The organism is Corynebacterium yonathiae (assembly GCF_027570195.1).
Lineage (GTDB): Bacteria > Actinomycetota > Actinomycetes > Mycobacteriales > Mycobacteriaceae > Corynebacterium > Corynebacterium yonathiae.
Window position 1 is genome coordinate 58,283 of record NZ_JAKMUZ010000012.1, and the last position, 14,335, is coordinate 72,617.

The 14,335-nt window shown below is 55.4% G+C and carries 17 protein-coding genes, 1 tRNA gene and 1 pseudogene; 8 read left to right on the top strand and 11 right to left on the bottom strand.

Annotated elements, in window-relative coordinates:
- The first annotated feature begins 59 nt into the window (after nucleotides 1-59).
- Nucleotides 60-389, top strand: coding sequence for a DUF5997 family protein (locus tag L8V22_RS07405; protein WP_255711841.1), 330 nt, complete (start codon nucleotides 60-62; stop codon nucleotides 387-389).
- Here L8V22_RS07405 and glyA read toward each other — a convergent pair.
- Entirely contained in the window at nucleotides 386-1,669 is a 1,284-nt protein-coding gene (gene glyA, locus L8V22_RS07410) for a serine hydroxymethyltransferase (RefSeq protein WP_238801607.1), read from the bottom strand. The two genes, L8V22_RS07405 and glyA, sit on opposite strands and share 4 nt — an antisense overlap.
- Nucleotides 1,670-1,787: 118 nt before the next feature.
- On the opposite strand from glyA, the gene coaA reads away from it, so the two are divergent.
- The gene (gene coaA / locus L8V22_RS07415; RefSeq protein WP_238801606.1) at nucleotides 1,788-2,714 is read left to right on the top strand and encodes a type I pantothenate kinase; all 927 of its coding nucleotides are present in this window, start codon (nucleotides 1,788-1,790) and stop codon (nucleotides 2,712-2,714) included.
- A 3-nt stretch (nucleotides 2,715-2,717) separates the two neighbouring features.
- Here coaA and L8V22_RS07420 read toward each other — a convergent pair whose 3' ends face one another.
- From L8V22_RS07420 to mca, 3 genes are read right to left on the bottom strand one after another with little or no spacing between them, the layout of a single operon-like run.
- Nucleotides 2,718-3,494, bottom strand: coding sequence for an isoprenyl transferase (locus L8V22_RS07420; RefSeq protein ID WP_255711836.1), 777 nt, complete (start codon nucleotides 3,492-3,494; stop codon nucleotides 2,718-2,720).
- A 12-nt stretch (nucleotides 3,495-3,506) separates the two neighbouring features.
- Nucleotides 3,507-3,818, bottom strand: a complete 312-nt coding sequence (locus tag L8V22_RS07425) for a hypothetical protein (RefSeq protein WP_238801604.1) — start codon at nucleotides 3,816-3,818, stop codon at nucleotides 3,507-3,509.
- A 3-nt stretch (nucleotides 3,819-3,821) separates the two neighbouring features.
- Nucleotides 3,822-4,712, bottom strand: a complete 891-nt coding sequence (mca, locus tag L8V22_RS07430) for a mycothiol conjugate amidase Mca (RefSeq protein WP_238801603.1) — start codon at nucleotides 4,710-4,712, stop codon at nucleotides 3,822-3,824.
- 95 nt (nucleotides 4,713-4,807) lie between these two features.
- On the opposite strand from mca, the gene L8V22_RS07435 reads away from it, so the two are divergent.
- From L8V22_RS07435 to L8V22_RS07445, 3 genes are all read left to right on the top strand, one after another.
- A complete protein-coding gene (locus tag L8V22_RS07435) occupies nucleotides 4,808-5,278 on the top strand; it encodes a DUF4307 domain-containing protein (RefSeq protein WP_238801602.1) in 471 nt (156 codons plus the stop codon).
- A 120-nt stretch (nucleotides 5,279-5,398) separates the two neighbouring features.
- The gene (gene greA / locus L8V22_RS07440; RefSeq protein ID WP_005323614.1) at nucleotides 5,399-5,920 is read left to right on the top strand and encodes a transcription elongation factor GreA; all 522 of its coding nucleotides are present in this window, start codon (nucleotides 5,399-5,401) and stop codon (nucleotides 5,918-5,920) included.
- Between the two features lie 41 nt (nucleotides 5,921-5,961).
- Nucleotides 5,962-6,234 carry a thiamine biosynthesis protein X gene (locus tag L8V22_RS07445; RefSeq protein WP_238801601.1) on the top strand — a complete coding sequence of 91 codons (273 nt, stop codon included), beginning with the start codon at nucleotides 5,962-5,964 and terminating at the stop codon, nucleotides 6,232-6,234.
- Between the two features lie 47 nt (nucleotides 6,235-6,281).
- On the opposite strand, the gene L8V22_RS07450 is transcribed toward L8V22_RS07445, so the two are convergent.
- The 3 genes from L8V22_RS07450 to L8V22_RS07460 form a co-directional block, all read right to left on the bottom strand.
- On the bottom strand, nucleotides 6,282-7,820 hold the full coding sequence (locus L8V22_RS07450; RefSeq protein ID WP_238801600.1) for a hypothetical protein: 1,539 nt from the start codon (nucleotides 7,818-7,820) through the stop codon (nucleotides 6,282-6,284).
- 307 nt (nucleotides 7,821-8,127) lie between these two features.
- Nucleotides 8,128-8,847: a DUF3558 family protein gene (locus L8V22_RS07455; RefSeq protein ID WP_269966429.1), complete on the bottom strand. Its 720-nt coding sequence runs from the start codon at nucleotides 8,845-8,847 to the stop codon at nucleotides 8,128-8,130.
- Nucleotides 8,848-9,211: 364 nt separating this feature from the next.
- The gene (locus L8V22_RS07460; RefSeq protein ID WP_238801598.1) at nucleotides 9,212-9,979 is read right to left on the bottom strand and encodes a Bax inhibitor-1/YccA family protein; all 768 of its coding nucleotides are present in this window, start codon (nucleotides 9,977-9,979) and stop codon (nucleotides 9,212-9,214) included.
- A 448-nt stretch (nucleotides 9,980-10,427) separates the two neighbouring features.
- Here L8V22_RS07460 and L8V22_RS07465 point away from each other — a divergent pair.
- Nucleotides 10,428-10,655: pseudogene (locus L8V22_RS07465) on the top strand (helix-turn-helix domain-containing protein); the annotation flags it as partial.
- Between the two features lie 182 nt (nucleotides 10,656-10,837).
- Here the strand turns inward: L8V22_RS07465 and L8V22_RS07470 are convergent.
- From L8V22_RS07470 to L8V22_RS07485, 4 genes are all read right to left on the bottom strand, one after another.
- A tRNA-Leu gene (locus L8V22_RS07470) sits at nucleotides 10,838-10,914 on the bottom strand.
- Between the two features lie 41 nt (nucleotides 10,915-10,955).
- Nucleotides 10,956-11,921, bottom strand: a complete 966-nt coding sequence (locus tag L8V22_RS07475) for a Ppx/GppA phosphatase family protein (RefSeq protein WP_238801597.1) — start codon at nucleotides 11,919-11,921, stop codon at nucleotides 10,956-10,958.
- Between the two features lie 10 nt (nucleotides 11,922-11,931).
- A complete protein-coding gene (locus tag L8V22_RS07480) occupies nucleotides 11,932-12,480 on the bottom strand; it encodes a DUF501 domain-containing protein (protein WP_238801596.1) in 549 nt (182 codons plus the stop codon).
- 8 nt (nucleotides 12,481-12,488) lie between these two features.
- Nucleotides 12,489-13,049 (bottom strand): FtsB family cell division protein, encoded by a 561-nt coding sequence (locus L8V22_RS07485; protein ID WP_238801595.1) that lies wholly within the window; start codon nucleotides 13,047-13,049, stop codon nucleotides 12,489-12,491.
- Between the two features lie 98 nt (nucleotides 13,050-13,147).
- On the opposite strand from L8V22_RS07485, the gene L8V22_RS07490 reads away from it, so the two are divergent.
- Complete coding sequence (locus L8V22_RS07490; protein WP_238801594.1) at nucleotides 13,148-13,675, top strand: ribonuclease; 528 nt, start codon at nucleotides 13,148-13,150, stop codon at nucleotides 13,673-13,675.
- 37 nt (nucleotides 13,676-13,712) lie between these two features.
- Nucleotides 13,713-14,285 carry a hypothetical protein gene (locus L8V22_RS07495; protein WP_238801593.1) on the top strand — a complete coding sequence of 191 codons (573 nt, stop codon included), beginning with the start codon at nucleotides 13,713-13,715 and terminating at the stop codon, nucleotides 14,283-14,285.
- Nucleotides 14,286-14,335: the final 50 nt, after the last annotated feature.

Genomic DNA, 14,335 nt, shown 5'->3' on the forward strand with positions numbered 1-14,335 from the left:
ACTGAAAGTGCTACGGTAAAAACGTGACTGAAGAACATAAGCAACCATCCGGCACCGCCATGCGTGCCCAGACCGCGGCGAAGAAGCTAGGTATCTACCTGCCCGCCGCGCCGGACGAGTTTCAAAACAGTGCCATTAGCCACGAAGAGCTGCGCGAATTGCAGCATAACCCGCCCGAGTGGCTGCAAACCTTGCGCCGCGAAGGGCCTCACCCCCGCCCCGAGGTCGCCCATAAACTAGGCATCTCCGTTACCGCGCTCAAAAAGAACGACATGGATAAGCCGCTGACCACAGCGGAAATCAATCAGCTCCTTCAAGAGCAGCCGGAATGGCTCCAGAAGGCCCGCGCCACCATGGCGCAGGCCCGTGGCCATGAGGTTAAGGACTAGACTAGCTTCCAGTCCTCGAGGCCCTCATACAGCGGGTAGTGCTGGGCAATCTTGCCCACGCGGGCGCGCAGGGCCTCCACATCGGCATTCTTGCCTTGCACCAGGGCGGTGCCGATAATATCTGCAACCTCGGTAAAGGCCTCCGCATCGAGGCCCCGAGTCGCCAGCGCAGAGGTACCAATGCGCAGGCCAGAGGTGACCATCGGCGGGCGCGGGTCATTCGGCACGGCATTGCGATTAACGGTGATACCTACCTCGTGCAGCAGATCCTCTGCCTGCTGGCCGTCCAGTTCAGAATTGCGCAGGTCCGCAAGGACCAAGTGCACGTCGGTGCCGCCGGTGAGCACATCCACTCCAGCTGCCTTTGCGTCCTCTGCGGTAAGACGCTCCGCCAGGATGCGAGCGCCCTCCAAGGTGCGCTCCTGGCGCCCCTTGAATTCCTCGGTCGCGGCAATCTTCATAGCGATAGCTTTCGCAGCGACCACGTGCATCAACGGTCCTCCCTGCTGCCCAGGGAAGACGTTGGAATTGATCTTCTTGGCATAATCCTGCTTTGCCAAAATCATGCCGGAACGCGGACCGCCCAGGGTCTTGTGCACGGTGGTAGACACGATATCCGCATGCGGAACCGGGCTTGGGTGCAAGCCGGCAGCCACGAGGCCGGCGAAGTGAGCCATATCTACCCACAGGTATGCGCCCACTTCATCAGCGATCTCACGGAAAGCTGCGAAGTCCATAGTGCGCGGATAGGCAGACCAGCCGCCGATAATGACCTTCGGCTTCTCCTTCAGAGCCTGCTCGCGTAGCTTATCCATATCCACGCGCATGGTCTCTGGATCCACCTCATAAGCTGCGACATCATAAAGCTTGCCAGAGAAGTTTAGCTTCATTCCGTGCGTGAGGTGGCCGCCGTGTGCTAGGGATAGGCCCAAAATCTTGTCTCCCGGCTCAGCAATGGTAGACAGCACCGCCGCATTCGCCTGCGCACCGGAGTGCGGCTGCACGTTGGCAAACTCCGCACCGAAAAGCTCCTTCGCGCGGTTGCGAGCTAGGTCCTCCACGACATCGACATGCTCACAGCCGCCGTAGTAGCGACGCCCCGGGTAGCCCTCGGCGTATTTATTGGTAAGCACAGAGCCTTGGGCCTGGAGCACAGCACGAGGAACGAAATTCTCAGATGCGATCATCTCCAGAGTTTCGCGCTGGCGGGAGATTTCTCCCTGAATTGCGCCAAATACGTCCGGATCGAGGTCGCGGAGGTCAGAGGTAAAAGAAGCCATAAAAGTGAGGTCCCCTTCTCAAAATCAAGCGGTATGGGCTGCTGCATATCTTATCGTGCCATGCACCCTAAGGGGGCATACTTTTACCCATAGTTTAGGCAAGTGCGACAATAGAGCCATGGCGCGCACACTGGATTCGAGTCCCTACCTAGACTTTGACCGTGAGACCTGGCGTGAACTGCGTAAATCTATGCCCCAGGTGCTCACGGAGACCGAGGTAGAAAAGCTACGCGGCTTAGGAGACCGCATTGACTTGGACGAAGTAGCTGATGTCTACCTCCCCCTCTCCCGCCTTATCCATATGCAGGTCATGGCACGCCAGCAATTGACCACAGCCACCGAATCCTTTTTGGGCAATCCCCACACGCACGTTCCATTTGTCATCGGCGTAGCCGGTTCCGTAGCCGTGGGAAAGTCCACCACGGCTCGCCTCCTTCAGGTGCTACTGCAACACTGGGATTCCCACCCCAAGGTCGCGCTGGTTACTACCGACGGCTTTCTATTCCCCACCAAGACGCTAAAAGAACGCGGCCTCATGCAGCGCAAAGGCTTTCCGGAATCCTATGACCGGCGCGCGCTGCTCCGCTTTGTCACAGACGTAAAATCAGGGAAACCACTGGTTAAGGCGCCGCTGTATTCCCATATTTCCTATGACATCGTCGAAGGGGAATACCAGGAAGTTCATCAGCCCGACATCTTGATCTTAGAGGGGCTCAATGTGCTGCAAACAAGCCCTACGCTCACCGTGGCAGATCTCTTTGATTTCTCTGTCTACGTCGATGCCCGCACCGACGACATCGAGCAGTGGTACATCGACCGCTTCCTCACCCTGCGTCATACCGCATTCCGCGAGCCCAACGCCCACTTCTCTGCCTTTGCAGACATGAACGATGAAGAAGCCCGCGACCAAGCACGCGAAATTTGGCAGTCCATCAACTTGCCCAATCTGGTGGAAAATATTCTGCCCACTCGCGTGCGGGCCTCCCTCGTACTTAGAAAGGGCTCGCATCACCTAGTAGAACAGGTGCGGATGCGCAAACTCTAACCGCTATTTTCCAAAGCGTCGCGAGCGCTGCGAATAATCGCGCAAAGCACGAAGGAAATCCACCTTACGGAATGCCGGCCAATAGGTATCTGTAAACCAGATCTCCGAATACGCAGCCTGCCACAGGAGGAAGCCCGATAGTCGTTGTTCACCAGAGGTACGGATTACCAAATCGGGGTCTGGAAGCCCCTTGGTATACAAGTGCTCACCAATAGACTCTGCGGTGACGCGATCCGCCATTTCCGACGCGGAAGTTCCCTTCTTTGCTTCCGTGCGCACAAGGTTCTGCACTGCGTCGACGATTTCTTGGCGCCCGCCATAACCGACGGCCACATTAACAACGACCCCATTATTGTCCTTGGTTGTCGCTGCCGCCGTAACCATGCGCTGGCGAATATCATCCGGGAGCAGATCGAGGTGGCCCACAAGGCGTACTTGGCAACCGACATCGCTATGAGATAGATGGCTGACCACATCCGAGATGATGTCAAAGAGCAGCTCTACTTCTTGTTCGCTGCGTTTTAGGTTCTCGGTGGACAGCAAATAGATGGTGACGACTTCGATATCGGTATCGCGGCACCACGAGATCATCTCTCCGATTTTCTTCGCGCCTTGGCGGTGGCCATGGCTGATATCGGTAAAACCAGCCTCACGCGCCCACCGGCGATTGCCATCGGCCATGATAGCGATGTGCTTGGGCTGCGGTTTACCCTTAATCAGGCTCGCTAGGCGGGCTTCATAAGCTGGGTAAGCCAGCTGCTTGAGAGAACTCACGCTCATCAGTCTAACCGCCTAGAAAATGGACTTCTTGCGGTTATCGTAAATGCCGGCTTCCTTCATCGCCTCATCCACCGCTTCCTCATCAAAAGGATCAATGCCGTGGTCTTCCGCAAACATCATGCGGCGGCGAAAGCGGGAATAACGGCGGTGAAAATTCCATCCCGCAAACAACACAGCAACTCCCATAAGCGCCAAGATCAGCAGGCCAATGGGCGAAGCCTTGCCAAATTCAGGGCCCATTGGGCCGCCTTCTGCACCTTCGGTGCCTTGGGCAAGTACCAATACGTCATTTGCGGCAAGAACGAAAGAGCCATACATACTCATATTCTAGGCCTCTTCTTTCTCTTCGATGCCTGCAAAAAGGTCATTTTCCGGCAAAGAGGTAGAAACGCGTGTCTTTGCCAGCTCAAACTCCTCGGTGGGCCAGAGGCGCTGCTGGACCTCTACCGACGTCGCCAAGAAGGCACCAGCCGGGTCGATCTGCGTGGCATGCGCCCGCAGAGCCTCCTCGCGGTTGCTGAAGTAGTTCGCGCATTCCACCTGGGTGGTTACACGCGCCATAATATCTCCGAAAGCAGTGTCCCAGCGTGCCAGCATCGGCCCATAAGGACTGGCCTTGCCTTCCTCTTGGAGCAAATCATGGAACATTTTCATGCGTTGGTAGACAAAACCATGCGAATAGTACAGCTTCAGCGGCGCCCACGGCTCCCCCAACTCTGGGTGATACTCGGCATCGCCCGCTTTCTCCCAAGCAATCATGGATGCTCGATGCACCATCAGGTGGTCTGGGTGCGGATACCCACCATTCTCGTCATAAGTGACGATGACGTGTGGACGGAACTCACGGATTACCTGGACATATTCCTGTGCAACGGCGTCATCTCCCAGCAAGGCAAAACAGCCCTCCGGTAGCAGTTCCTCCAACGACTTGCCTTCTACCGGATCCGGCAATCCGGAGTCTACGTGTCCCAGCCAGCGATGTTGTACGCCCAGCGCCCGCGCAGCGTTTGCCATTTCCTCCCGGCGAACCTCGCCCATTCTTTCCTTAACCCCAGGGCGATCCATGGCGGGGTTAATCACATCGCCGCGCTCGCCGCCGGTACAGGTCAGCACCAAGACCTCATTGCCTTCTGCGGCATAGCGCGCGGTGGTTGCGGCACCCTTGGAAGACTCATCGTCTGGGTGCGCGTGGATAGCTAGTAGGCGAAAATCGCTCACCGAAAATCCATCCCCTTATTAATCTAGGTTCTGTGAACAGATGATTATCCTAGTAGATAATTGGAAAACAGTGGTCCTCGACTAGAGTGGAAGCCATGACTTCCGCCGGAAAATCTCGCTCAGCCGCCCGCTATGGTTCCCGCGGCTCATCTGAAAAGAACTCTGGTAGCTGGACTAACAGGGCCCTAGTGCTGATCTTTGTCGCTATTTTTATCGCGCTTCTTTTCTTTGGTTTCCGGTATTTCCAGCAGAAGGAGAGCGTAAACGCGCAGGTGTCCATCGTGACTCAAAAGGTTTTAAGCGATGACTCCACCCGCGTTTGGGTCGATGTCACCCGCAATCACATTGATGAAGATGCTTATTGCATTGTCCAGGCCTTTGACTATTCCAAGTCCGAAGTAGGCCGCCGCGAGTTCCCGGTTCCCGCTGGTGGAAACGAAACCCAACGCATTGCAGTCGACGTCCCGACCAACGCCCGCGCCGTGGCCGGTGGAGCCTACGGTTGCTCCGGCAATATCCCGGAATACTTGGATATGGATAACCCCGACTACGCGGAAAGCCGTTAACCGCGTGTGCTAGGATTTGTAGCGCCTAGAACTGGGCATTTGCCTGGTTCCACTTTTACTTATGGCCCCAAGGATAAGCAGGGGCTTTGACCACAATTCCTATCTACGGAAGGTTGCAGAATGGCTGAGCAGCAAAAGCAGTACATCACCCCAGAGACCAAAGCGAAGCTCGAGGCCGAGCTGCAGGAGCTTATCGATCACCGCCCAGTAGTTGCGGCTGAAATCAACGAGCGCCGTGAGGAAGGCGACCTCAAGGAAAACGCCGGTTACGATGCCGCGCGTGAGATGCAGGACCAAGAAGAGGCCCGCATCAAGCAGATTTCTGAGGTTCTCGCGAATGCCACTACCGAGCGCGGTGCCGTGCAAGAGGGTGTGGCTCATACCGGTTCCGTAGTTCACGTTTACTACAACGGTGACAAGGACGATAAGGAGACCTTCCTTATCGGTACCCGCGCCGCTGCTTCCGATAACAAGGATCTGGAAACCTACTCCGAGCAGTCCCCGCTAGGTGCCGCCATTCTCGGAGCACAAGAGGGCGAGACCCGCGAATACACCGCTCCAAATGGCAAGACCATTTCGGTCACCATCGAGTCCGCAGCACCGTATGATTCTGCTAAGGCCGCTGCTCCACGCGAGTCTTAAACCTCTAACCAATCCCCACTCTGGAGAAAGAGCATATCCCCATGAAGAAGTTCTCCCGTTACGCTGCCGCTGGTCTCGTCTTTACCGCCGGCCTCTCCCTCGCTGCTTGCCACCCGCCGAACGAGCAGGATTCTGATTCTAAGGTAGAAAATGCCTCTACCTTCACCGGAGAGGCCCCAATGCAGGAAGATACTGAAACCAGCTCTTCCGCACCCGAGTCCGTCGTGGAAGAAGCACCCGTAGTCGAGTCTGACCTCCCTGAGGAGCCGGCACAGCCGCACTTGAACGGCACCGCCACCGAGCTGCCGCAGTAATAAGAGACCAAAAGGGCCGAGGGAAATTCCCCGGCCCTTTTTCTATGCTATTTTTCTGGATCCGTTTCTCGCACCCAGTCCCCGATTACACCGGGCACTACAGCGGGTGGCTCGCCTAATAGGTCGCGCTTATTTGGGTCTCGTTCTACCTGCGTGGTCACGGACTTTACGCGCTTTCTCTCACTGTCCTTACCGCGCATCCCCATCATCGGTCCATACGCCCGCACCCCGCCGGTAGAACGCCCGGCATTGCCGCTACGCGACGCCGCACCGCTTTCGCCGCTTCCCGATCCAAGACTAGGGCCACCTCCCACGCCGGCGCGCATGCCCGAGCCGCCGCTGGTTCCTCCACCACCGCCAGCATCAGCCCGCACACCCGCACCAACGCCGGCGTGGGGAACTCCGACCCCAACTCCGCGTCCAAGACCTTGTCCCAGTTGGGCCCCACTTCCGGCACGGGTAATATCTGCACCACTGCGCGCATTGCCTGGGCCGAATCTACCTCGCATCGACTGCCCACCCAGAACACTGCGTCCCGCATCCGTGGATCTTCCTGCTGCCATCATTGGGGGAATTCCTGCGTTCGCGGTATGTGCGGTGGCTGCTGGCGCAGCCACACCGCTTCCGCTCAGCGTCCCTGCATTTACTCCTGCGGCGCCAGGATGTGCGGTGCCACTAGGAACCTGGCCCATCGCCCCATTTGGCGCGGTGACACCCAGCATCGATGCCCCCTGGGTGGCCACTTCGTTGCCGCTGATAGCAATTTCATCTCCCAAGCCCAGCTTTTCCAGTGCGTTCCTGCCGCCAGCATGCATCTGCTGATGAAAATCATTAATCTCCTGCGGGCCCATCCCCACTGCATCTAGCCCGTTGACCTTGCCATTTACGATGTCAAAGTTCCCCGGTCCCAAATCTCCCCGCGCGATCGCTTCCGCAATCTTTTTCGGCCACACTACTGCATCGGTGTTGTATCGCTGTCCATCACCTTCGACTCCAGCGAGACCCGCATCGATGCCTCCGCCTCCCGACGCCGGTGACTGCTCCATTAACGCGTGCTGGTAGGGCATGGCCTCTACCGCAAATCGCTGCAAGTCCGGCTGCAGCATCGCCAATGCAGCCTTTTCTGCAATCTTGCGCTCCGCCGGTTCCGGGATAGCCATCACTTGCATGGCCATGGCCATGGCGGTCGGCTGGATCCCCATGAGCTTGGCATGGAATCCCGTCAGCTTCTCCTCCATGACATTGGCATTTGCCACGAAGTAGCTTCCCGACGCCGCTACTTCCCTAATCTTTGCCGCCGCTCTCGACGTAGCCTCGCTGTCATTTTCACTTTCTAAAGACCCAGCTGCTTCTTCCAAACCGCTGACGATATCGTCAACTTCCGACGCCAACGAGCTCCACCGAGCGTTCGCTTCCGACACGTCCCAAATCTGCGTCGACATTAGGTCCGTTGCCAATTTCATGATGTCGGTTCCCACATTTACCACTGGCATGGTGAATCCAAATGGGCTGTACCCCGGCTCCGGCTGGTTCATAATCGGCATAGACTCAACGCCGATATCCCCACCCGCATCCGCAATATCCATTCCCCGACTATTCGCGTCCTCCTGCGCCTGAAAGCCGCGTGCTTCTCGACCTAAGCTGTCATGGAGCCAGTCCAGTTGCTCTGAAAATGCTCTCAAGGAATGCCGTGCAGAGCCCGGATCAGTTTCAAGAACTCGCTGATGTACTGTTCCCACATGGTCAATCCCTGTCACAGGCGAAAAACCAGCATTAAGAGGTGAATAAATTCGTCCACCAGATAATGCAACCTCTTCCTTCAGATTCCCAGTCTTCATAGCCGTAGCCATGATGTTGCTTGGTCGCAATTCCATAATTCCCCCGATGTCTAATTCAGTAAAAGTTGTTTAGTATCTCTTCGGCTTTTGAACATTTCGTTTGGTAGTCATCCTCGAACTGGTCCCCAGAATGACTAACTTTTAGAATTCCCCGCGACGTGGAAACTCCGACAGTGCAAAACATATCCCCAAACATTTCGCTTTCAATCTGCACTACCGGCATACGGCGTCCTCCGCCGTCAGAAAGCGAAGAGGACTGCTTTGTCGAGGACTTAAATGCTTGACGTGACGAGGTCAATCCAATGACAGAACCGGTTGAGCCTTCGAGGTTTTCAAAAGCACAAAAAGAGAACCCAGATTTCCTTTCTGAATCTTCTATCTGTTCGCCAAGCCCGGCGGCTTGGAGATGCTTTTTCGGAAGTTCCGTACACGGATCGAAAAGCTCAAAACTCGGATCAGCCGGATCGAATTCCCCCAATGGCGGCAGGACGCCGGATGATTCTTCCAGCCCCGTGGCGCCGGCCTCCCCCGGTTGGCCGGCGCCTTCCGCATCCTTCTCGCCAGCGGCGAGTGCCGATTCCCCCTGATTGTCGTCTGCATCATCCCCCGGGTCCCCGTCGGCTCCCCCTGCGCCTTCGGTAGAACTAATGCCGCCAGCATTCTCCACTTTCGTAGTTTCCTCTGACGCGCTCCTCGTACCGATATCCGCAACACAGCTACCCAGCATGACGGTGCTACTGGCTATCAACGTTGCTACGGTGACCTGACGCTTCACAACAATCCTTCGCGCACTCACTTTCTAACGAGAGGAACAGGATGAGTGAAACAGAGAACTTTTCACTTCGCATCTCCCGTTCCGGTACACAGCATGCATGAATCTCTAAGAAATTTCTACGCAACCACGTAGGTTAACGGCAATTTAACAAAACTATACGCCCCATACGTCACATCCATAACGTCTAAAAGGCGAAGTTTCCTGCTCATTAGCTGTGCTATACCTGAGACGGATTTGTCGACCAGCCCAAGATTAAACCCTTACTTTATCCCCCCTGCACTACCCCAATAATTACAAGTTTGTAAGCATTTTTAGAGAACAAAAAGGCCCACACCAAAGTGCGGGCCAAGTACAAACAGAAAGGTTAGTCGCGCTGGAAGTAGCTCAACAGACGCAGAATTTCGGTGTAGAGCCAGACCAAGGTCACTGCCAGGCCAAGCGCAACGCCCCACGCCTGCTTAGCAGGTGCACCGGCACGAATCATGCGGTCAGCCTGATCAAAGTCAGTCAAGAAGGACAAAGCACCGAGCACGATGCACACCAGTGAGAAGATAATGGCAATCGGGCCACCATCACGCAGTGGGTTGAAGTCAAAGAAAATCGCGCCCAAGAAGTTAACAAGTGCCATAACTGCAACGCCGGCAACCAAGCCAAATAGAATCTTGGTGAACTTTGGGGTCACCTTCACTGCGCCAGTCTTGTACACAATTAGCATGCCGATGAATACGCCAATGGTGCCGATGATGGCCTGGCCAATGATGGCTGAGCCTCCCTCACCCTGGAAGCTCACGTTGGTGAACATAAGGGAGAAACCACCGACGAACAGGCCTTCAAACACGGCGTAAATCAGCGTCACTGCAGCGGAGCCCCACTTCTTGCCAAAAGAGGCTACAAGTACGGTAATGAACCCGCCGATGCCACCGACCAGAGTCAAACCCATGGCAATACCAAGGTTTACCGTTCCAAGGTAGAAGTTAATGGCCGCGGCGACAATGATAATGCCGAGGGTAATTCCCGTTTTGGTGACGACGTCATCAACGGTCATGGGGCGGGCGGCTTCATCCCCGTATCCAGAGCTCTGGCGGTTGCTGCTTTCGGTCAGAGAACTCATTACCGGATTGCTTGAACGCACGGTTGTCCTTTCTAAGAGAGGTGCAGATTAGCTTTCTCATTACGATCAACGAGATAGCCCAGCATTAAGTTCCACGATTTTTACTTTAAAGTAGAAATTCTGTGTGGAGCTCCCGTAAGGGCACTGTAGCGGACACCCGCCTCAAGCCCTTGGCCTCACAATATTTGTACTGCCACCGAAGAAAAAGTCTCGAGACACCGATCGGAACGATGTCTCGAGACTTCACATGGTGCCCCCAGTGGTGTCTGGTTCCATGACATCGTTCCGCATGTCTTATGAGATCGTTCCGGTTTGTCCTGCGGGAATGTCTCATTACATCGATCCGGCAGCACAATTTAGGGCGAGAGTGCCCCGCGGGGGTGAACCGGCATGTCTCGAGACATAGTTCCGCCATGCTGAATAAGTGGAGAACAACTCAAAACCCGCCCCTAAAATCATCATTGAAACAATGCTTGCTACCGGCATGACTCAAGCTGAAACAGCCGAGCACTTCAACATCAGCACCAGATGGATCCGAACACTTCAAGCCCGCTACCGAGAAGACGGAATCAAAGCTCTAGAACCACGCTCTAAACGCCCTCACTCTAATCCTCGAACACCCGATCCCAGCACTGTCGACCGCATCCTAGAACTGCGCCAGAACTTCACGCAGATGGGACGGCAAACCAATCACCATGGTCTGCATCGACAACCGCGTAGACATCAAAATATCCGCCACCGGGGCACAAATCGCCGCCTACACACCCACCGAAGAAAAAATCTATTACAACAAAAAGACAACGAACTCAACCCCAGTCGGGGCAACTGAAAACGAGAAGTCTCGAGACATCGACCGGAACGATGTCTCGAGACTTCACATGGTGCCCCCAGTGGGACTCGAACCCACACTGAATCGATTTTAAGTCGACTGCCTCTGCCGATTGGGCTATGGGGGCGAGGGGCAAGGAATATTTTAGGACACCTCACCCCGCAGGGGTTAACGAGGGGTACCCTTCGCAGCTAGACCAGCGATAATGCCGTCGAGAATGTCCTTTTCACTAATGAAAAAGCTTCGTGCATCGCCGTTGCGCTCGATAAGCTGCATAATCCCTTCCACGGCTACTGCTCCACCACCAATGACGTCGGCGCGGCCGGGGTGGATGACCGGGTTGAGCGCGCGAACGTCGGAAGGCAGGCCAATAAGTTGCTGTAAAAGCACCCGCAAGGCCTCAAAACGAAGTTCAGAACCATGAATAGCATCGGCGTCGTAACGCTCAAGGCCTTGCGCTAGAGCTGACAGGGTAGTGAAAGTGCCAGCACATCCGACGATGGTGCGTGCCTTATCAATGGGCACGATTTTTTCTACCTCTGCTGTGCGCTCAGCAACGTATTCCGTAGCAATCTCAATCTCGGATTCGGTTGGCGGGTCGGTACGCATAATGCGCTCGGTGAGTCTGACGCATCCCATCCGGGCCGAGTGAGTCCCCAGGATATCGCCATCCGCCGTGCCTACGACGAACTCGGTCGAGCCGCCGCCCAGATCGATGACGCAGAATGGCCCGCGGTCTGGCTCCAGATCGGCCACGGCACCATTAAACGACAGTACGGCCTCTTCCTCACCAGAAACGACCTCAGCCTGTGCGCCTGGCTGGATTTGGCCAAGCAGCTCAGCGGTCATATCGAAGAATTGCTGTTGATTCTTGGCGTCGCGAGTGGCGGAGGTGGCGACCATTCGCACGCGAGTGACCTTCTCAAACTTCATTTGCCGCACGTAGCCTTCCAAGGCAACGCGTGCGCGATCTAGGGCGGCAGGGGCGATCTCACCAGTGGCGTCCACTCCTTCTCCTAGGCGGATGATTTCCATAGTGCGGGTAATATCGCGAACCTTGCCGTCTTCCTGAATTTCAGAGATAAGCAAGCGAATCGAATTGGTACCGCAATCGATCGCAGCAACGCGAGTCATAGCATTCCTCCTATTCCGCGTTAGAAAAATCAAATTGGGTTAGGTCAATCCGCAGATTTTCTACAGTCGGCCAATCTTGCGGGATGGCAGTTCCCCGGAGCTTGCCGTGGTCGGCAGCCATGGCAACCGCTTCAGTTCCAAGTCGGAAATGCTGTGGTCCCTCTGCAAGGGCGTAGGCAATGAGCACATGCAGGCACTTCACACGATCCGGCATACCACCACCAGAGAAGTCGGTACCAAGATCTTCAATGTCATTTCGCTTGGCCAAGAAGTACTCGTGAGCGCGCTGGTAATCGGCAGCCAATTCCTCGTCCTCGCTCAGGCGGGCTTCCATCCACTTCATTACGTGGGCAACTTCCAAGCGTGAAGCTTCGGCCGTAAGCCGTGGGTCAGTGAGGTAGTAGAGGGTGGGGAACGGAGTGCCGTCGGCAAGCTTGGGCGCCGTCTTGATCACCGCAGGTTGTCCATCCGGCGTGCGATAAGAAACCTCCAGCACCCCGCGCGGAGTCCGGCCCAATTGCTCAGTTACTACAGCGATATCTGCATCAGTGACGGTCATGCGGACAATTATCGCACATCCGCATCCTCTTCCGGAGCCGGCTCAATGGGAAGATGATTTACCTGTTCGGATGGGGCTTCCTCCTCAGGCGGCTCGGCTACGGAATCCCACAACACCTCGTACCATTCGCGAGAGTCCTCTTCTTTCTGGCCATCTGTAGTGAGCTGGTCATCCGGCTTAATCTGCGGATCAATAATGCGGTACGCAGTCTCCCCCTCGTCCACTACTCCGAATCGACGCCGTGCTTCCTGCTTGATGTACTCATCGGATTTATACTTATCAATCTTTTCCAGCAGGGCGGCTTTTTCATCCTGCTTTGCGGCAATTGACTCGTGAAGGCGGGCAATTTCAGACCGGCCATGGTAGTAGTTGCGCAGGGGGACAGCGATAGCCAATAAAACGACAAGGACGATAGCAACAATTACGCCCACACCGGCAATACTCATCCGGTCTGGCTTTTGTTTCTGCTTTAGCTGCGCACGTTGAGCTTTGCGGATATCCGCAGCACGCGAGGCTACCGGAACCCTAGAGCGGCTCCGGTTTCGCTGCGTCTTCTTCTCACGTGCCATAGGTCTTTCATCCTAGCGTCGTCACTCCTGTAACAGGGACGTGGCACGCGCAGTTTGGGTACACTAAAAGAAATTCTCCCTCTCAGTAAGGAAATTTTATGACCTTCAAGCGCCTCTTACCCGTTCTGACCGCCAGCCTACTCCTCGCCGGCTGTAGTCCCTCCGCCCAAGACGGCGAATATCCAGTGTACGGCGACGGCTACGACCTAAACACCAAAGACGGCATGGCCGACTACCTCAAGGAATATAAGACCCTGCCAGATGATTATATCGACCACGATGCTAAGGAACTAGACGGGAATAATAAGCCGGAGAGCTTTGAACCCAACGCAGCGTCCGTCAAAAAGGCCGGCGAAGTCACCTGTAAGAATGACGAATTGCTGCAAATCTCAAAGGACTATTTCCAGGGCGATACTGACAAGCTAGGTGAAGCTGTTATGTCAGCAGGCGGACCCGAAGAAAAATATGGTGACGTTTTTGAGGCCCTCAACATCCCCGATGATGCACCTGATAATGACAAGTACATGGCCGCAGCGATGACTCCCCTGGGTGCTGTTATGTCCTGTGGCGATGAGTTTAGCGATGAAGAACTGGAAAAAGTCGCGGCGTCCATGCACCCGAGCTAAAGCCTCGAACAATATTCTCCTCGCTCAAGGAATAGTCATGCCCCTCAAGCGCCCACTTCCACTAGTAACCATCGGTACTCTACTCAGCGCCTGCAGCACTTCTGACCATGAGGAAGAATCTACCGTCCAGGCTGATTCCTCCACGACCAGCAGCTCGACCCCAACCGCCACAAGCAGAAGCTACGATCTCAATACCAAGAGCGGCTTCATCTACCACATCAAAGAGCACGGGACGATTCCGGACTATTATTTGAATATGTTCGGGGCGGGAGCCTCTGATGACGACGACGGGCCCACCAGCTACGATGTCAATGCCACGTCCCTCAAGAAAGCCGGAAACGTCGCCTGCAAGGATGGTCCGATCTTGGACAATGGCAAATACTTGCTCTCCCACGGCGACAAGGCATTCGAGGAACTCGTTCCCGACTTTGCAGAATTCGATAGAAAATACGCGCCCATCTACGAAGCCTTTGACATGACAGCGGCCGCTCCCCTCCCCGACAAACTGTTTACTATGTACATGGCTAGGGTCGGCTCTCTGGCCACATGCGGTAAGAAATTCGATGATGAAGAACTGGAGGCAATAGCCGACACTATTTTCAGCTATTAGCGCCCCTGATATTTCACACATTTTTTCGCTGATAGCCCTGCCAATGCTGA